Genomic DNA, 18,179 nt, shown 5'->3' with positions numbered 1-18,179 from the left:
CGCACTGGCCGGAACGGGCGGTACACAGCAAACCGCACGCCGACCGTCGATATGCCGGGATTGGCGAAATTTCCGCGCGGCGATGCCGCTCAGCAAAACCAAATTCCAATACCGTCGGCACAGTCCACTTCACTTGCTACGTTGACGGACGATGCTGACCGAACTGATCCCGCTGGCTCTCGTGGTCGCGCTGTCACCGCTGTCGATCATTCCCGCGGTGCTGGTGCTGCATGCCCCGAGCCCGCGGCCAACGGGGTTGGCGTTCCTGGTGGGCTGGGTCGTCGGCCTGGCCGTGCTGACCTCGGTCTTCGTCGAGGTGTCGAACCTGCTCGGCGGCGGCCGCGCCACGCCACCGTCCTGGGCGTCCTACCTGCGCATCGTCGTCGGCGCCGCGCTCATCGTGTTCGGCGCCTACAAATGGTTGACCCGCAAGCGCTCCGAACATTCGCCGAAGTGGATGAACAGTTTCGCGAAGATCACCCCGCCCCGGGCTGTCGTCACCGCCTTGGTCCTGGTCGTCGTCAACCCGAAGGTGCTGTTCATGTGCGCCGCAGCGGGTTTGGCGATCGGCACCGAGGGCCTGGGCCGGACGGGCACCATTCTCGGCATCGTTTACTACGTAGTGGTGGCCGCGTCCACGGTCGCGCTCCCGATCCTGGCCTATGCGATATCCGGCGACCGGCTCGACGAACCGTTGACCCGGCTGAAGAACTGGATGGAAGCTCAGCACGCCGTGCTCGTCGCGGCCATCCTGGTGATTCTCGGTCTGCTGGTGCTGTACAAGGGAATTCACAGCCTGTAGCTGGGCGGCACGTCAGCGAATGAACCGTCGCCTACACTCGCGGCGTGGGACTCGACGACCGAGCAGGGCTCGCGATACTGCGCGCCGCGGTCGACCCCGACGCTGGTTCGGAAGAGCTCATCCGCAGGTTCTACACCCGCTGGTTCGCCATCGACACCTCAGCCGCCGACCTGTTCTCACCCGACATGAGTAGGCAGCGCGACGTGTTCGCGCGCGCGTTGACCTGGCTGTTCGGCGAGCTCATCGCCCAGCGCGCCGAGGAGCCCGTCGCCTTCCTCGCCCAACTCGGCCGCGATCACCGCAAATACGGTGTCACCCAACGACATTACGACAGCATGCGCGACGCGCTCGAGACGACGTTGCGCAGCCACCTCATCGAGCAATGGGACGACGGGCTGGCCGGGACGGCCCGCGACGCCGTTGACCTGATCATCGGGATCATGCGCGGCGCAGCCGACGCGGAGAAGGGTCCGCCATTCCGCGATGGCACCGTCATCGAGCACATCCGGGCCACCCGCGACGTCTCGATCATCCGACTCCAACTCGACCGCCCGCTCTACTACCACCCCGGCCAATACGTCACCGTGCAGGTGCCGCAGTGGCCGCGCCGGTGGCGTTACCTGAGCCCGTCGATCCCCGCCGACCGCTCGGGCGCCATCGAGTTCCACGTCCGTTCGGTCAGCGGAGGCATGGTCAGCACCGCCATCGTCGGTGAGACCAAGCCCGGCGATCGGTGGCGACTGTCCAACCCGCATGGGGCGATGCACATCGACCCCGACGGCGGCGACGTGCTGATGGTCGCGGGCAGCACAGGACTGGCGCCGTTGCGGACGCTCATCATGGACCTGACTCGACGGGGCGTTAATCCCCGCGTGCACTTGTTCTTTGGCGCGCGCTATCCATCCGAGCTCTACGACCTGCCGACGTTGTGGCAGCTCGCCTCCACGAACCCGTGGCTCTCGGTGACGCCCGTGTCGGAGTATTCGTCGAACCCGCCGTGGGCCGCCGACTACCCGGACCCGTCGCCGCCCCGCGGCCTGCACGTGCGCCAAACCGGCACGCTGCCCGACGTCGTGACCAGATACGGAAACTGGGGCGACCGGCAGATCCTGATATGCGGCGGGCCACAGATGGTCGAGGCCACCAAGGCCGCATTGACCGCCAAGGGCGCGCAAGCGAACAGCATCCAACACGATCCGCTCGCCGGCTGAGGCGTGACAGAATTCGAGCATGCCCGAGCTCGAAGCCGTCACGCTGAAGGACCCGTCGTCATCGTTGACCGCTACGTTCGTGCCAACCGCCGGCATGATCGGCACGTCCTTGGCCGACGACGGCGCTGAGTTCCTCGGCCAGCGCCGTGGCCTCGACGCCTATGTGAACGCGGGCAAGACCATGGGCATCCCGATTCTCTATCCGTGGGCAAATCGGTTGAGCGCCAGCAAGTACGGCATCAATGGCGCCGTCGTAACGCTGACCCCGGGCACGGGTGGTGTGCGCACCGACGAACACGGCGTGCCCATCCACGGCGTGCTCGCGGCGTACCCGGGCTGGCTGGTCACCGCCCGCACGGACAACACGTTGACGGCAGTGCTGGACTACGGCGGCAGGCCGCGCCTGCTGGCGTCTTTCCCGTTCCCACACGTACTGACCCAGGAGATCACGCTCTCCGACCGGAAGCTCACCATCGAGACGACGGTCATGCCGACCACCGCGGCGTCGGTGCCGCTGTGCTTCGGCTACCACCCGTATGTCGTGATCCCTGGCGTGCCGCGCGAGGAGTGGGTCATCACCACGCCGAACATGCGCCACCTGCCAGTCGATAACTGGGGCATCCCGACCGGGGCACACGAAGAATGGACTGGCGCCACCGAACCGCTGAAGGACGTCACGTACGACGACGGATTCGACAAGGTGCCGGACGGTTCGGTGTTCGTGCTCGCCGGCGGTGATCGGCGCGTCGAGGTCAAGTTCGAGAAGGGTTATCCCGCCGCGCAGGTGTTCGCGCCCCGCAGTGACGACGTCGTCTGCTTCGAACCCATGGCGGCGCCGACGGATGCCCTACGCCGTGGCGACTATCGCTACGCCGTTGCCGGCAAGCCCGAAACGTCGCGCTTCTCCATCACGGTCACGTGATTTCGTAGGGAAACACCCGATATCTCGACGTGCCGCAGTGCGTTAGCGTCCAAAGTAACGGCTAGGTGCATGGGTATCAGGGGGAGGGCCACATGCACCTAGCCGCTAACTATCGAGGTTTCCGTGGCTGCCACACGACCAGCGCCGTGCTCTTGGGCACCACCGCGAGGTCGCGGCGTTGAGTGGTGCGCAGCCGGTCTACCTCGCCGGCCAGCTCGACGAGCCTGGCCTGCAACGCCTCGACCTGATTGGTGAGCTCGATGATGCGCTTGATCCCCGCGAGGTTGACGCCCTCGTCCTGGGACAGGCGTTGCACCTCGCGTAAGAGGTCGACGTCATGCTGCGAGTACCGCCTGCCGCCGCCCGAACTGCGCTGCGGGCTGACCAAGCCGAGCCGGTCGTAGGTACGCAGCGTCTGGGCGTGCATGCCTGCCAACTCGGCGGCCACCGAGATCAGGAAGGTTCTGGCATCCTCGCTACCCCTGGCCATCAGTGCCATCGCTTCTTCGCGCAAGCGCTCATCAGTGCCCCGCCCAGTTGGCACGCGGGTCGAACCCGCTTGCCCGCTCCGCCTTCGCGTAGGCCTCCAGTGCCTCGGCCGCTTCGCCTTCAAGGTTCGGCGGAACCGCGACCTTCACGGTGACCAACAGGTCGCCGTGACCGCCTGCGCGCTTCGGCACGCCGCGTCCACGCACCCGCAGGATGCGGCCGTCGGACGTACCCTTGGGCACGCGGACGCCGACCTTGCCCTCCAGCGTTGGCACGGAAAGCGTTGTGCCCAAAGCCAGTTCGTAGAAGCTGACGGGAACGGTGACGGTCAGGTCGTCGCCGTCGCGGCCGAAGACCTTGTCCGCTCGCACGTGCACGGTCACGTACAGGTCGCCCGAAGGGGCGCCCCGCAGGCCGGCCTCGCCCTGTCCGGCAAGCCGGATGCGCTGGTTGTCCTCGACGCCAGGTGGGATCCGCACGTTGATGGTGCGGGTTCTGGTCGTCGCGCCCTTGCCGCCGCACTCTTGGCATGGCTCATCGATGATCGAGCCCGTGCCACGGCAGTCGGTGCACGGTTCGGAGAACCCGAACGCACCCTGGTTGCGACTGACGGCGCCCGACCCGTTGCACGTCGCGCAGACCCGTGGGCTGGTGCCCGGCCGCGCGCCACTGCCATGGCAGTTGGTACACGGCGCCGGGCTGGTCAGCCGCAACGGCATCGCGACGCCCTTGGTGGCCTCCAGGAACGAGAGTTCCGTTTCGGTCTCGAGGTCGTTGCCCCGTCGGGGCCGGCTGGGCCGCGGCTGTTGGGCGCCACGTCCGAACAGTCCGCCGAACAGGTCGCCGATATTGGCTCCACCGGTCTGGGGAGCCGCGTCGAAGAGGTCGCCGAGGTTGAATTCGGCGCCGTCGGAACCGTAACCGCCGAAGCCGCCGAAGTTCCCGCCACCGCTGGGGCGCCGCCCGAACCCGCCGTTGGCGAAGAGTCGACGGGTCTCGTCGTACTCCTTGCGTTTGGCGGCGTCCAGCAACACTTCCTTGGCTTCGGTGACGGACTTGTACCGTTCCTCGGCCTCTGGATTGTTCGGATTCCGGTCGGGATGCAGTTCGCCAGCCAACTTGCGGTAGGCGCTCTTGATTTCACTGGCGGTGGCCTCGGAGGAGACGCCGAGCACCTTGTAGAAGTCCTTCTCAACCCATTCGCGTTGAGCCATGCTGCGTCACCTCCTTCGTCGTGCGCTCGTCGTTACTCGTTTTATTCTGCGTGCTCATCACTTGCGTCGCCGGGATTCTCGATCGTGTCGGCCACCTCGACCGAGTCGACGACGCCGACCATCGCGTGACGCAATACCTGGTCGCCAAGCTTGTAGCCCTGGCGCATCACCGTGCCGAGCGCCGGATTGGAGCCGTCGCCCTCATGTTGTACGGCCTCGTGCAACGACGGGTCGAAGGGGTCACCTTCGACACCGAACGCCACTAACCCGATGGCCTCGAGCGCGCCGGCGAGCTTGTCGGCCACCGACTTCAACGGGCCGGCCTCGAGGTCGCCATGGCTGCGTGCGCGATCAAGATCGTCGAGCACGGGCAGCAGCTGGACGGCCACGGCCGCCTTGGCCCGATCGGCCGCGGCCTGCTCCTGACGAACGGACCGCTTGCGATAGTTGTCGTACTCCGCCTTGACCCGTTGCAGCATTTCCTTGAGCTCGGCCGCTTCGTCGGATTCCGCCGCGGGCTCGGGGCCGTCCGGCGCCGGCCCACTTGGGGCCGGCCCGGACTCCCGAACTTCGCCGGTGATCGGATCGACGCGCCGTTTGTCGGTGATGGTCACCGGCTCGTGCTCATCGCGATCGGTCACTTGCGCTCCTCGTCGTCTTCTTCGACGACCTCCGCGTCGACCACGTTGTCGTCATCCTGGGTAGCGGAACCACCGGCTCCCCCACCAGCGGCCTGCTCAGCCTGTGCGGCTTCGTAGATCGCCTGGCCGAGCGCCTGGGACTCGTTTCCGAGCTTCTCCATGGCCGCCTTGATGGCGCTGATCTCATTGCCCTCGAGCGCGGTCTTGGCTTCCGCGATGGCGCCGTCGACCTTGGTCAACGTGTCTTCGGGGACCTTTGAGCCACCCTCGGCTTCGCGCTGCTCCTTGACGAACTTCTCCGTCTGGTAGACCAGCGATTCGGCCTGGTTGCGAACGTCGGCCTCTTCGCGCCGCTTGCGATCTTCGTCGGCGTGCGCCTCGGCGTCCTTGATCATCCGGTCGATCTCCTCCGGGGAAAGGCCTGAGCCCTCCTGGATCTTGATCGTGTTCTCCTTGCCGGTGCCCTTGTCGCGAGCGGTGACGTGGACGATGCCGTCGGCGTTGATGTCGAAGGTGACCTCGATCTGCGGCACCCCACGCGGGGCGGGCGGAATGTCGGTCAATTCGAAGTCGCCGAGCAGCTTGTTGTGCGAGGCGATCTCACGCTCACCCTGATACACCTTGATCTGCACCGACGGCTGGTTGTCGTCGGCCGTGGTGAACGTCTCGGTCTTCTTGATCGGGATCGTGGTGTTGCGTTCGATGAGCTTGGTCATGACCTCGCCCTTGGTTTCGATGCCAAGGCTCAGCGGGGTGACGTCCAGCAGTAGGACGTCCTTGACCTCGCCCTTGAGCACGCCGGCTTGCAGGGCCGCGCCGACGGCGACGACCTCGTCGGGGTTGACGCCCTTGTTGGGCTCCTTGCCGCCGGTGAGTTCCTTGACCAGCTCCGACACCGCGGGCATGCGGGTGGAACCACCCACCAGCACCACGTGGTCGATGTCGCCGACCGAGATGCCCGCGTCGGAGATGACCGACTGGAACGGCTTGCGGGTGCGATCGAGCAGGTCCTGAGTGATCTTCTGGAACTCTGCGCGAGTCAACTGCTCATCGAGGAACAGCGGGTTCTTGTCCGCGTCGACGGTGATGTAGGGCAAGTTGATCGAGGTGCTCTGGCTCGAGCTCAGTTCGATCTTGGCCTTCTCAGCCGCCTCGCGGAGGCGCTGCATGGCCATCTTGTCCTTGGTCAGGTCGATGCCTTGGCTCGCCTTGAACTTGTCGACGAGCCACGTCACGACCCGCTCGTCCCAGTCGTCGCCACCGAGGTGGTTGTCACCGGAGGTCGCGCGGACCTGGACGATTCCGTGCTCTTCGTCGAGCTCGAGCAGCGAGACGTCGAACGTGCCGCCACCGAGGTCGAAGACCAGGATGGTCTGTTCCTTGTCGGCCTTGTCCAGCCCGTAGGCCAGGGCGGCCGCGGTGGGCTCGTTGACGATGCGCAGCACGTTGAGTCCGGCGATCTTGCCGGCCTCTTCGGTGGCCTGGCGCTGGGCGTTGTTGAAGTACGCCGGCACGGTGATGACCGCGTCGGTGATGTCCTCACCCAGGTAGGCCTCTGCGTCGCGCTTCAGCTTCTGAAGGATGCGGGCGCTGATCTCCTGAGCGGTGTAACTCTTGTCTTCGATGTCGACGGACCAGTCGGTGCCGATGTGACGCTTGACGGACCGAATGGTGCGATCGACGTTGGTAACCGCCTGGTTCTTGGCGGGTTGGCCGACCAACACCTCGCCGTTGCGCGCGAATGCGACGACCGACGGCGTGGTGCGCGAGCCCTCTGAGTTGGCGACGACCACTGGGTCGCCACCCTCGAGAACTGCGACCACGGAGTTGGTGGTCCCGAGGTCGATACCGACCGCACGAGCCATGTTTACTGCCTCCTGATAGACGTTTTGGATGGGTCTGAGTGGACCGGGCTCAAGTCTGCTGTGGCGGACCCATTAAGTCAACCCAGACTTGAGTCAAGCTCACTCAAGTTGTCGAAGTGGTCAACGGGGGGTGTGTGGGATTTGTTCCCGTGCGTTCACGAGTGTAGGAATCCGCATAAGTTGTCGGCCGATCGCCTGCGGCACGATGGGAGATTTTGATGGGCTCGTTCGATGTGCCACTTGACGAGGAACGCACTCAGCTCGAGGCATTCGTCGAGGAGTACCGGAGAGTCCTCGAGCTAACGCTCGACGGCCTCACCGAGGAGCAAGCCCGTCGCCGACTCGTCCCATCGGCGACGACGTTGCTCGGGTTGCTCAAGCACGTCACATGGATGCAGCGGGTGTGGTTTGAGCAGTGCGTCGGCGGCACGTCCCGCCGGGAGCTCGGCCTGGTGCAGAGCGTGGAGGAGTCCTTCCAGCTGGCCGACGACGACACCATCGCCTCTGCGACTGCAGCCCACCGAGCGGCCTGCACGACGGCCCGGGCGTCGGTCGCCGACCTGTCGCTGGACGTTGTCGTCACCGGTCACGAGGCTGGACCGCGCACGCTGCGCTGGGTGTACTTGCAAGTCCTGCGCGAGCTGGCCCATCACTGCGGGCACGCCGACATCCTGCGCGAACAGCTGATCGCCGTCTGAGGTCTAAACCAAGCCCGATTTCGCGCCCGATCGCGTGAGCGTTCTGCTCACCCTGCCACCGACCACGTATAGACGTCGATAGCCACGACAAGGAGGTCGGTCACCTCGTCCCGTTCCGCCGGGGCACGGTCCGCGAGCAACGGCCCAAACACATCGAGCACCCAGGTGCGGTCAGATCACACCAAAGTGTCTGGCGCGGGCGACTGTCACGAACTCGCGGTTGCCATCGGCTGGGCGGTCAAGATCGTGCGTTCCGCGTACACCTTCTCTACACGTTGGGTGTACGATACGTGTATGGCGAAGGTTCGCACGAACATCGAGATTGAAGACGTCTACGTTGAGGCGATAAAGGATCGTTACGGGGTCCACACGAAGACCGAGGCCGTTGACCTTGCGCTGCGGCATCTGGCGGGCCAGCCGATGACGCGTGAGCAGGCACTGGCGATGCGTGGTACGTGCGCAATCGATGAGGTTCCAGCCGACGTCGCTCCCCGTGGCACCGCGTGATCCTGGCCGATACCTCTGCGTGGGTCGAGTATGACCGCGCCACGGGCAGCACCGCCGACCAACGCATTGCCGAGCTGATCGCCACCGACGGGGCGCTGATGGTCACCGAGCCAGTTCTGATGGAGGTACTAGCCGGGGCCCGTAACGATGCGCGGGAGCAGGATCTGCGGCGCATGCTCCTGCGGTTCGGACTGGCGCACTTCGATGCGGTCAGCGACTTCGATGCCGCCACGACGATCTACCGTCGGTGTCGAAGCGCAGGCGTTACCCCCCGCGGGATGGTCGACTGCATGATCGCCGCGGTGGCGTATCGCCGCGCCCTCGCGCTGCTCGCCTGGGACGCTGACATGTTCCGCGTCGCCCAGGTAATCGGGATCGAACTGGATGAGGCATCGCTTCGCGCTTGACCCTGCGGCGCTGCTGAATCCGACGGAGGGGCGCCACCGACGGCGCGTCAGACGTCGAGGATGACCGCGGTGACGTTGTCCTGTGCGCTGTGTTCGACTGCAGCGGACACCAAATCGTCAGCGGATTGCTGAGGTTCGAGGTCGGGTCTCAACGCGGCTACCAGCTCATCGACGACAAGAGTTCGGAACAGGCCGTCAGTGCAGAGCAGCAAGCGGTCACCAGGCTGGCAAGAAACTCCGGCGTAGTCGAGGTCGACCGTGGGAGCTACGCCTAGCGCTCGCAGGAGGATCTGGCGATGAGGATGGCCCTTCGCCTCTTCTTCGCTGAGTTCACCGGCGCGCATCAGGTCATCAACGACGGTGTGGTCGATCGTCAGCTGATCGAGCCGCCCGCGTCGAGCCCGGTACAGTCGTGAATCCCCTACGTGCACAACGACAACACCAACATCAGAAGTGATCGCCAGCGCCGTCAAGGTCGTGCCCATCGTTGCGCCCTCGTCCTGAGTATCCGCCTGCAGCCACACCGCCCGATTGGCCTCTTGGCATGCCGCGAGCAACCCGGCGACGCTGCGGTCGGCGGAAAAGCCGGCGCGCAGCGTCTCCAACGCCACCTGACTGGCAAGCTCGCCGCCCCGCCCAAAACCGTCTGCCACAGCGAACAGATCCTCGCCGACCAGCGCACCATCCTGGTTCACATCGCGGATGCCTACGGCGGTAGCGACCCCACTCGCAGCGTTCATATTCATCCCAGATCCTTTCGTTGAGTGCGTGAACGGAGGTGTTGGGCAGCCGTCGTGCTCCGCCAACGCAGTTCGGGCCTGAGCCAGCGCGTTGCGCCGCGCTATCGAATCAGTGGCCACCTCGCGTTCCCAGCGATCCACCACATCCAGGTCCGGTTGGTCGACAAACTCTGCGATGTCCGTCACCGCGATCCCGGCCTGACGCAACAACGCGATGAGATGGGCCTGGCGCAGCTGACCGGCCGAGTAATACCGATAACCCGAGAAATGATCGACCGCCGCAGGCTTCAGCAGGCCAGCGGCGGCGTACGACCGAAGCATCTTCGCTGACAGGCCGCACCGGGCAGAGAACTCTCCAATACTCAACAATCCGTCCACGTCGGAGAGCATGAACTCTGCCCATAGGACAAAGTCAAGAACGTCACCGCGCGAGCTGCCGCGCAGGCGTCCCCCAATCGGTGGACATCGGATTCACCCGATGCCTGGGCCGGTCGCCCGACAGACGCGCTCCTGGATTCGCGACATAGTTATCTCATCGCCGGAATACACCGGCCGAGAAACGAAACACCAACGTACACAGAAGGATTGAAGCAATGAAGAACGTGACCAGATTCTTGGCCCTCTGGCTGCTATCCGCGTGCCTCATCGGCGCCGCCGCAGTCGGGCTGGCCGTCACGGCCAACGCCGCCGCAACGGAACCGAGTGGCCCGGGCTACTCCTACAGCCCCGGCACCTACGCCAAGCCCGCCCCCACCCAGCAGCCCGGCTGGCACAACCACCACGGCCCGCAGCACCTAGCCGGCCTGAATCAGCGCTAGCCCCCACGAACCAAGAAGGCCCTGCCCTGGGGGTCAGGGCCTTCTTCACGCCCCCGTCAGCCGACGTACCGCGTCCACGCTCAGGTCCCACGCCGGGGTCCCGACCGTGATGAGGTCGTTGTGGCCGCCATCGAACGTGCGCAGGTCGGAGTTGTCGCCCGCCTGCTGCGCCGCCGCCACGAAGCGCTGGGACTGTTCGATCGGTATCACTGTGTCGGCGGTGCCGTGTATGCACACCGTCGGAATCCCGAACGGAACCAAGGCAATGGGTGACGCCTGCGCATATTCCTCGGGTCGCTGGTCTGGGCTGCCGCCGAGGAACTCGTCCACGGCGCCGCCGCCGAGCCCCTCGGCCGCACCAAGCACCAAGTCGAGCAGACCGGCCTGCAGCACCGCGCCGGACATCCGGACGGGCGCCGAACGACGCGACGCCAGCCACCCAGCGAGTTGCCCGCCTGCCGAATGCCCCAGTCCGACAACGTGACCGAGGTCGAGCCGGCCACCAGCCAGGCTTTGGCCATCAGCGCGCAGGGCGTCCACGGCGTTGGCCACGTCGTCTCCGGTCTTTGGCCATCCGCCTCCGTCGCCGACCCTGCGGTATTCGACGTTGAGCGCCGCGAAGCCCTGGCTCACCAGGTCTGCGGCCAACGGCCTGCCCAACTCGGCGCCGTAGCCCACCCGCCAATACCCGCCGTGGATCACCACCACTACCGGCAACCGTCCCGTCCCTTCGGGCAGCGAAAGCTCCGCGTACTGGCTGGGATGCGGGCCGTAGGTGTATCTCATCGGTGCACTTTGGTCGGCCTGGGCCTTGGGCGAGGAGGCCAGCCGCGAGCAGCCCGTCATGGCCACCAGACCGCCCATCAGCTGGAGCACCGTCCGCCGGTTGGGCTCCCAAGTCATGGGCGCAATGGTAGGCGGAGGGAGCCGGGGCCCCGTTGGAACCATGGTCTGTCGGATCGCGCGATGTCCGGACGTGAACCGATCCCGTTGTGCCATCCTGCGGAGGTGTCCACACCGGATGCGCCCATGGGGGTTGTGACGTTCCTGTTCACCGACATCGAAGGTTCGACGGGTCGGTGGGAGGCCGATGCCGACGCGATGCGCAACGCACTTGCCGAACACGACCACGTGCTGCGCAAGGCCATCGAGGCCCACGACGGATGGATGTTCAAGCACACCGGTGACGGAGTGCTTGCCGCGTTCGCCTCGCCGCGTTCCGCGGTCGATGCCGCAGTCGCCGCGCAGCGCGCCTTGCAACTACCCGTCCGCATGGGCATCGCGACCGGTGAGGCAGAACTACGCGGCGAGGACTACTTCGGCCCGGTACTCAACCGCGCCGCGCGGGCGATGGGCGCTGGGCACGGTGGCCAGATCTTGGTCGCCGACTCCACCGCTGGTCTGCTCAGCGGGATCGACTTGATGGCGCTCGGGCCGCGCCGCCTACGGGACGTGCCCACGCCGATTGAGCTATTTCAGGTCCGAGCCGACGGCCTCGCCACCGAGTTCCCACCGCTGCGATCGGTAGATGCGTCGCAGGGGAACCTGCGGCCCGCCGCGACCAGCCTCGTCGGAAGGGCGTCCGACGTCGCACGGGTCGTTGGCTCACTGCGTGCGCACCGACTGGTCACGCTCACCGGTGTCGGCGGGGTCGGCAAGACTCGGCTCGCGATCGAGGTCGCCAACCATCTCGCCGACGAATTCCTAGACGGCGTCTGGCTTTTCGAACTCGCAGCAGTGAACGATCCGGCCACGGTTCCGGACGCGGTGGCTGCGGTGCTTGGCATCACTCAACAGGTCGGCATGAATCTGACCAAGAGCGTGGCCACGTCGCTTGAAGGCCGCGTCAGATTGCTGATGTTCGACAATTGCGAACACGTGCTCGACGCGGCCGCGGATCTGATCGAGGCAATTCTCGCGCAATCGGCAACCGTCAGAATCCTGGCCACCAGCCGCGAGCCGCTCGGGGTCGCCGACGAACAAGTCGGATCGGTCCCTTCACTGAGCGTCGACGCGGGAACCGACTCCGCTGCAGTGCAATTGTTCGCTGAACGCGCTAGGAGCCTGGCGCAGAACTTCTCGATGGACACCGATGCCGAAGCCGAGGCCGTCGTCGAGATTTGCCGCCGACTCGACGGGATCCCGCTCGCAATCGAACTGGCAGCATCACGCATGGCGTCCATGACACCGACCGAGGTGCGGGACCGTCTCGATCAACGCTTTCAACTGCTCGTCGGATCACGCCGCGGCCTGGAACGGCACCAGACGCTGCGCCATGCGGTGACGTGGTCCTATGACCTGCTCGACGATTCGGAGAAGGCGCTGCTGGAACGGTGTTCGGTGTTCGCGGGCGGATTCGATCTCGACGGCGCTCGCGCGGTTACGCGCTCTGCCGACGATGGAGACGAGTTCCCCATCCTCAACATTCTCGACGCCCTGGTGCGCAAGTCGCTGATCGTGGCCGATCGGCTGACCGGCAGAACACGATTCTCGATGCTGGAAACCATCCGCCAGTTCGCCGAGGAGCAACTCGTAGTCCACGACGGTGCGGACGAGGCCAGGACCGCACATGCCCGCTTCTACGCCGGGCGGGAAGCCGACGTCATGACGTTGTGGGACAGCCCGTCGCAACTCCACGCCTACGAATGGTTTGCGGTCGAGGTGGCCAACTTGCGCAGTGCCTTTCGGTGGGCCGCGGACCGCGGTGAGCTGGACGACGCCGCCCCCATCGCGACCTACGCGGGACTCCTGGGCTACTGCGTAGAGAACTACGAGCCGCTCGCCTGGGCTGAGGAGCTCGTTGAGCCCGCCGAAACCGTTCATCATCCTCGGCTCGCCTACCTGCTTTTGATCGCGTCGATGTGCTGGGTGGTCGGGCGCGTCGATGCGGCGGTTGTTTACAGCGAGGAGGGGCAGATCGCGATCGGAAAGGGCGGCGAGGTCCCGTTTGGCATCGAGGGCATGGTGACCAGCGTGTACACCGCCACCGGGCATCTCGAACGCAACATCGAATGGTGCCAGGCCCAGCTGGCGCACAATCGCGACACACATACCTTTCTCCGGTCCCAACTCGTCACCGTGCTCGCGATCACCGGGTCAGCCGGGGAGGCAATGGCGACGGCGGACGGGCTGATCGCGGCGGCCGAAGCTACCGGTAATCCCGACGCACTGGCGATTGCGCTCCTCGCGTACGGGCTCGCGTTCTCCGACGCCGACCCCCCTGCTGCAGTGGGTGCCTTTCGTCGGGGTCTGGCGGTCGCACGAGAAAGCGGGAGTCGTTTCTCAGAAACACACCTTGCGGCCGGTCTGATTCGCATCGAGGCCAAATACGGCGATCCCCTTGCAGTGCTCGAATACGTCCACATCGTGATCCAAAACCTTCACGACTCGGGTAATACCGCCACAATCCGCAGCCCTTTGGCTCTGCTCGCAGGCTTTCTGGACCGAATCGGTCGCCACGAACCTGCTGCCACCATCACTGGCTTTGCCGTCGGACCCATGGCCACGGCTGGATTTCCCGAGCTCGCCGCCACGGTCGTCCACCTGCGCGAGGTGCTCGGCGACGTCGCGTACGAGTCACTGGCCCGAAATGGCGAATCCATGACTACTTCCGCCATAGTGAACTACGCCTACCACCAAATCGACCAGGCTAGAACAGAATTGGAGCACAAGTGAGCACTCTCGCCGATCAGACGCGCTGGATGGATGCCGTCGCCCAGGCCGCACTGGTCGCCGCAGGCGAGGTGTCACCAACCGAACTGCTCGAGGCCGCGATCGAACGCATAGAACAGTTCGACCCGAAGCTGAACGCCGTCGTGATCCGTTGGTTCGACCACGCGCGCGAGACCGCCCGCGGCCCGCTCCCCGACGGCCCGTTCCGGGGCGTGCCCTTCCTCATCAAGGATCTCTACGCGTCGTATGCGGGCCAGCGAATCAGCAACGGCAACGTCGCCTTCAAGAACGCGCGGGTCGTCTCCGACGCCGACACCACTCTCGTCGGTCGGCATCGCGCGGCCGGCCTCGTCATCGCGGGGCGCACCAACAGTCCCGAGCTCGGAAGCGTCCCGACCACCGAGCCCGTCGCGTGGGGGCCGACCCGGAATCCGTGGGACACCACCCGCACCCCGGGCGGATCCAGCGGTGGCGCGGCGGCGGCCGTCGCGGCGGGCATGGTCCCATTCGCCCACGCCAGCGACGGTGGTGGGTCGATCCGCATTCCCTCCTCCTGCTGCGGGCTCTTCGGCCTCAAGCCGAGTCAGGGCAGGATCACGCTCGGCCCGGTGCGCGACGAGAGCGGGCTGTCGGTCGAGCACTGCGTTAGCCGCACGGTGCGCGACAGCGCGGTACTGCTCGACGCGACCCGTGGGCCCGGAATCGGCGACACGGTCATCGCGCCCGCCCCGACGCGACCCTACGTCGAGGAACTTGGCGCCGATCCCGGCCGGCTGCGTATCGGGCTGCTCGACCACCACCCCCAGGGCGGCCCGGTCGATGCGGAGTGCACGACGGCCGCGCGCAACGTGGCTGCGTTGCTCGAGTCGCTCGGCCACATCGTCGAGCCAGCCTGGCCAAAGGCGTTGGAGGACACTGCCGCCGGCGCGGCCTTCGGTGCGCTGTGGAGTGCGAACATGGGCGTGTCACAGCGCAGGTTCGAAGCGCAACTCGGCCGACCGCTGGCCGACGACGAGTTCGAACCGATGAACCGGGTGCAGGCCGAGTTCGCCGCACACTTCTCCTCGGTCGACTACGCGCTCGCGCTTGCGGCCGCTGCCCAACACCGGCGGGCCATTCAGTCGTGGTGGCACGACGGCTGGGACCTGTTGCTTACGCCGACGCTGGCCGAACTCCCGCTCAAACTCGGCACGCTCGCCAACGATCCAGCCAACCCGATGGCCGTCATGGCGCGGGCGGGTCAATTCGTGCCGTTCACTCCCCCGTTCAACATGAGCGGTCAACCGGCCATCAGCATTCCGTTGGAATGGACCGCCGACGGTTTGCCCGTGGGAGTGCAACTGGTCGCGGGCTACGGCCGGGAGGACGTGCTGTTCCGCATCGCCAGTCAACTCGAGCAGGCGAACCCGTGGGCCGGTCGCACTCCAAACGTCTGACCCGCCACCTGAAGTGATGCGTTGTGTCATCCTGCGGGAGTGGCTGCGGGGGCGCCTTCGGGTGTTGTGACGTTCCTCTTCACCGACATCGAGGGTTCGACACGTCGGTGGGAGGCCGACGCCGCGCAGATGCGCCTGGCGCTGGCCGCCCACGACGAAGTGCTGCACAAAGCCATCGAGGCGCACGGCGGTTGGTTGTTCAAGCACACCGGCGACGGCGTGTGCGCTGCTTTCGCATCACCGCGGGCCGCCGTCGACGCAGCCGTCGCCGCTCAGCGCGCGCTGCAATTGCCCGTCCGCATGGGCATCGCGACGGGCGAAGCCGAACTGCGCGGCGAGGACTATTTCGGCGTCGCCCTGAATCGGGCCGCACGAGCGATGGCCGCCGGACACGGTGGCCAGATTCTGCTCGTCGATTCGACGGCAAGCTTGCTCAGCGGAGTCGAGTTAGTGGAACTGGGTCCGCGCAGACTCCGAGACTTACCGGCGCCCGTCGGCTTGTTCCAGCTCCGCGCCGAGGGCCTCGCCACCGATTTCCCGCCGCTTCGCACCGTTGATTCGACACCGGGCAATCTGCGTCCGACCGGCACCAGCTTCGTTGGTCGGTTGCGAGAGGTGGCTTCGGTGACATCAGCGCTGCGGGAACGACGGCTGGTCACCTTGACCGGAGTGGGCGGCGTCGGAAAGACCAGGCTCGCATTGGAGGTCGCCACCCCGCTCGTTGATGAATTCCCCGATGGCATATGGGTTTTCGAACTTGCAGTGGTGAGCGATGCCGCTGCCGTTCCGGACGCGGTCGCAGCGGTGCTTGGAATCTCTCAACAGCCTGGCACGACACTGGCCGAGAGCGTCGCCACCGCGCTGGAAGGCCGGAAACGACTGTTGATCTTCGACAACTGCGAGCACCTAATCGACGCAACTGCCGATCTGGTGGAGCTGATCCTCGCGCATTCGGCGACCGTGAAGATCCTAGCCACCAGCCGGGAGGGCCTGGGCCTCGCGGAGGAGCAGGCGTGGCCGGTCCCCACGCTCGACGTCCGCGAGGGAGGCGAATCGCCCGCGGTAGCACTATTCGTCGCACGAGCCCGTACGGTTGCGCCAAACTTCACGGTCGAGCAGGCCGACGACGCCGCCGCAGTCCTGGACATCTGCCGGCGTCTGGACGGAATCCCGCTGGCCATCGAGCTGGCGGCCTCACGGATGTCGTCAATGACGGCGAGCGAGGTTCGCGACCGCCTCGATCAGCGCTTTCGACTACTCATCGGATCCCGGCGCAGTCTCGAGCGGCATCAAACGCTTCGCCACGCCGTGGCATGGTCCTATGACCACCTCGACGAAGCAGCGCAGGTGCTGCTCAAGCGTTGTTCTGTGTTTGCAGGCGGATTCGATATCGAAAGTGCTTGCACGGTAGCTAAATCCGACGACGACTATGCCGTCCTCGACGTACTCGACGCACTGGTGCGCAAGTCGCTGCTGATGGCCAATTACGCCGCGGGGCGGACCCGCTACTCGATGCTAGAGACCATTCGCCAGTTCGCCGAGGACGAACTGGTCGCCGATGGCACGGCGGATGCCACACGTGCGGCCCACGCCGCCCACTTCGCTGCGCGCGAAGCCGACGTGCTCGCGCTCTGGGACAGCCCGCGCCAGCGGGAGGCGTATGACTGGTTCATTACCGAACTCGCCAATCTACGCAGCGCATTCCGCTGGGCGGCCGACCACGGCGACCTCGACGTCGCCGCTCCGATCGCCGCGTTGGCGTCGGAACTCGGCACCGAGGTCAACCACTTCGAGCCCATCGCGTGGGCCGAGGAGCTCATCGAAGCCGCCCGCGACGTCGGCCATCCCCGACTCGCCTCCCTGTACGTGATGGCCGCGCGGTGCTGCCTGCCCGGGCGGATCGAGCATGCGCTGCGCTACTGCGCGGCCGGACAGTTGGTGATCGCCCACGGTGGCGACGAATCGCCGTACTGTGCCGACGGCTGGCTCGGAGCCGCATACCAGTACTCCGGGCATCCCGAACGACTAAACGAGTGGTGCCACATTCAGCTCGGCCGCGGTCCAGATAGGCACGCGCTCGCCAGAGCGAGCCTCGTCCTCGCGCTCGCGATCGCCGGTTCCTCCGCGGAGGCGAGGGCTGCGGCGGCTGGAATGGTCGAGGCCGCCGAAGCGAGCAACAATCCCTACGCCGTCACCTTCGCCATACTCGCCTGCGGGTACGCCTTCGGCGATTCCGAGCCGCTCCGTGCACTAGAAATTCTCCGGCGGGGTCTGGCCATCGCACAGGACAGCGGCAACCGCTTCACCGAATCACAATTGACGCACAGTGTGTTTCGCGCGGAGGCCAGATACGGCGACCCGGGGACCGCGCTCGCGCTCGCCCCCATGGCCGTTCGGCTCTTCCACGATGCGGGCGCGGTCCCCACGGTTCGGACTACCCTCGCTGCACTCGCCGCGTTCTTCGACGGGCTTCGGCGCTACGAGCCGGCGGCCGCGCTCGCAGGCTGCGCGGCTGGCCCCATGGCCGAAACCAGCGTCCCCGAAATCCAAGCGGCGGTAGTCCACCTGCGGGAGGTGCTCGGCGAGCAGCGCTACGAAGCACTTCGTGGCGCCGGCGAAGCAATGACAACTGCGGAGATGGTGAACTTCGCCTACGAACAGATCGACCAGGCCCGCGCAGACGTCACCAACCCGACAGCAATACGAAGCGCCGATCTCCACCGCCGTTGAGAGACGTGGCGCACCATGGTGCGCATG

Annotated in this window: 16 protein-coding genes; 10 read left to right on the top strand and 6 right to left on the bottom strand. The window is 66.0% G+C overall.

Features of this window, described 5'->3' with window-relative positions:
* The first annotated feature begins 151 nt into the window (after nucleotides 1-151).
* Genes SLQ30_RS20125 through SLQ30_RS20115 form a run of 3 tightly spaced genes read left to right on the top strand, consistent with a single transcriptional unit; the run spans nucleotide 152 to nucleotide 2,935 of the window.
* Nucleotides 152-802 carry a GAP family protein gene (locus SLQ30_RS20125; RefSeq protein ID WP_319448222.1) on the top strand — a complete coding sequence of 217 codons (651 nt, stop codon included), beginning with the start codon at nucleotides 152-154 and terminating at the stop codon, nucleotides 800-802.
* A gap of 44 nt (nucleotides 803-846) precedes the next feature.
* Nucleotides 847-2,013: an FAD-binding oxidoreductase gene (locus SLQ30_RS20120; RefSeq protein ID WP_319448223.1), complete on the top strand. Its 1,167-nt coding sequence runs from the start codon at nucleotides 847-849 to the stop codon at nucleotides 2,011-2,013.
* A 19-nt stretch (nucleotides 2,014-2,032) separates the two neighbouring features.
* Nucleotides 2,033-2,935, top strand: a complete 903-nt coding sequence (locus SLQ30_RS20115) for an aldose 1-epimerase (protein ID WP_319448224.1) — start codon at nucleotides 2,033-2,035, stop codon at nucleotides 2,933-2,935.
* A 109-nt stretch (nucleotides 2,936-3,044) separates the two neighbouring features.
* On the opposite strand, the gene SLQ30_RS20110 is transcribed toward SLQ30_RS20115, so the two are convergent.
* From SLQ30_RS20110 to dnaK, 4 genes are read right to left on the bottom strand one after another with little or no spacing between them, the layout of a single operon-like run.
* Nucleotides 3,045-3,425 (bottom strand): heat shock protein transcriptional repressor HspR, encoded by a 381-nt coding sequence (locus tag SLQ30_RS20110; protein ID WP_319448225.1) that lies wholly within the window; start codon nucleotides 3,423-3,425, stop codon nucleotides 3,045-3,047.
* Nucleotides 3,426-3,456: 31 nt separating this feature from the next.
* Nucleotides 3,457-4,638 carry a molecular chaperone DnaJ gene (dnaJ, locus tag SLQ30_RS20105; RefSeq protein ID WP_319448226.1) on the bottom strand — a complete coding sequence of 394 codons (1,182 nt, stop codon included), beginning with the start codon at nucleotides 4,636-4,638 and terminating at the stop codon, nucleotides 3,457-3,459.
* Nucleotides 4,639-4,679: 41 nt separating this feature from the next.
* Nucleotides 4,680-5,279 (bottom strand): nucleotide exchange factor GrpE, encoded by a 600-nt coding sequence (gene grpE / locus SLQ30_RS20100; RefSeq protein WP_319448227.1) that lies wholly within the window; start codon nucleotides 5,277-5,279, stop codon nucleotides 4,680-4,682.
* Nucleotides 5,276-7,144 carry a molecular chaperone DnaK gene (gene dnaK, locus SLQ30_RS20095; RefSeq protein WP_319448228.1) on the bottom strand — a complete coding sequence of 623 codons (1,869 nt, stop codon included), beginning with the start codon at nucleotides 7,142-7,144 and terminating at the stop codon, nucleotides 5,276-5,278. The genes grpE and dnaK overlap by 4 nt, the downstream gene beginning before the upstream one ends.
* A gap of 218 nt (nucleotides 7,145-7,362) precedes the next feature.
* Between dnaK and SLQ30_RS20090 the strand changes: the two genes are divergently transcribed.
* From SLQ30_RS20090 to SLQ30_RS20080, 3 genes are all read left to right on the top strand, one after another.
* A complete protein-coding gene (locus SLQ30_RS20090; protein ID WP_319448229.1) occupies nucleotides 7,363-7,842 on the top strand; it encodes a DinB family protein in 480 nt (159 codons plus the stop codon).
* A 294-nt stretch (nucleotides 7,843-8,136) separates the two neighbouring features.
* Nucleotides 8,137-8,349 (top strand): type II toxin-antitoxin system VapB family antitoxin, encoded by a 213-nt coding sequence (locus tag SLQ30_RS20085; RefSeq protein WP_319448230.1) that lies wholly within the window; start codon nucleotides 8,137-8,139, stop codon nucleotides 8,347-8,349.
* Entirely contained in the window at nucleotides 8,346-8,756 is a 411-nt protein-coding gene (locus tag SLQ30_RS20080; protein WP_319448231.1) for a PIN domain nuclease, read from the top strand. The genes SLQ30_RS20085 and SLQ30_RS20080 overlap by 4 nt, the downstream gene beginning before the upstream one ends.
* A 47-nt stretch (nucleotides 8,757-8,803) precedes the next feature.
* On the opposite strand, the gene SLQ30_RS20075 is transcribed toward SLQ30_RS20080, so the two are convergent.
* Nucleotides 8,804-9,886: a MerR family transcriptional regulator gene (locus SLQ30_RS20075; RefSeq protein WP_319448232.1), complete on the bottom strand. Its 1,083-nt coding sequence runs from the start codon at nucleotides 9,884-9,886 to the stop codon at nucleotides 8,804-8,806.
* Nucleotides 9,887-10,089: 203 nt separating this feature from the next.
* Between SLQ30_RS20075 and SLQ30_RS20070 the strand changes: the two genes are divergently transcribed.
* Nucleotides 10,090-10,314 (top strand): hypothetical protein, encoded by a 225-nt coding sequence (locus tag SLQ30_RS20070; protein WP_319448233.1) that lies wholly within the window; start codon nucleotides 10,090-10,092, stop codon nucleotides 10,312-10,314.
* A gap of 45 nt (nucleotides 10,315-10,359) precedes the next feature.
* Here SLQ30_RS20070 and SLQ30_RS20065 read toward each other — a convergent pair whose 3' ends face one another.
* Complete coding sequence (locus SLQ30_RS20065) at nucleotides 10,360-11,217, bottom strand: alpha/beta hydrolase (RefSeq protein ID WP_319448234.1); 858 nt, start codon at nucleotides 11,215-11,217, stop codon at nucleotides 10,360-10,362.
* Nucleotides 11,218-11,343: 126 nt separating this feature from the next.
* On the opposite strand from SLQ30_RS20065, the gene SLQ30_RS20060 reads away from it, so the two are divergent.
* From SLQ30_RS20060 to SLQ30_RS20050, 3 genes are read left to right on the top strand one after another with little or no spacing between them, the layout of a single operon-like run.
* Nucleotides 11,344-13,989, top strand: a complete 2,646-nt coding sequence (locus SLQ30_RS20060) for an ATP-binding protein (RefSeq protein WP_319458334.1) — start codon at nucleotides 11,344-11,346, stop codon at nucleotides 13,987-13,989.
* Nucleotides 13,986-15,422, top strand: coding sequence for an amidase (locus tag SLQ30_RS20055; protein WP_319448236.1), 1,437 nt, complete (start codon nucleotides 13,986-13,988; stop codon nucleotides 15,420-15,422). The genes SLQ30_RS20060 and SLQ30_RS20055 overlap by 4 nt, the downstream gene beginning before the upstream one ends.
* A 39-nt stretch (nucleotides 15,423-15,461) precedes the next feature.
* On the top strand, nucleotides 15,462-18,152 hold the full coding sequence (locus tag SLQ30_RS20050; protein WP_319448237.1) for an ATP-binding protein: 2,691 nt from the start codon (nucleotides 15,462-15,464) through the stop codon (nucleotides 18,150-18,152).
* The last annotated feature ends 27 nt before the right edge of the window (nucleotides 18,153-18,179 follow it).

It is taken from the genome of Mycobacterium sp. RTGN4 (genome assembly GCF_033804635.1).
Classification (GTDB): domain Bacteria; phylum Actinomycetota; class Actinomycetes; order Mycobacteriales; family Mycobacteriaceae; genus Mycobacterium.
This window is presented reverse-complemented; position numbering and strand designations above follow the sequence as displayed.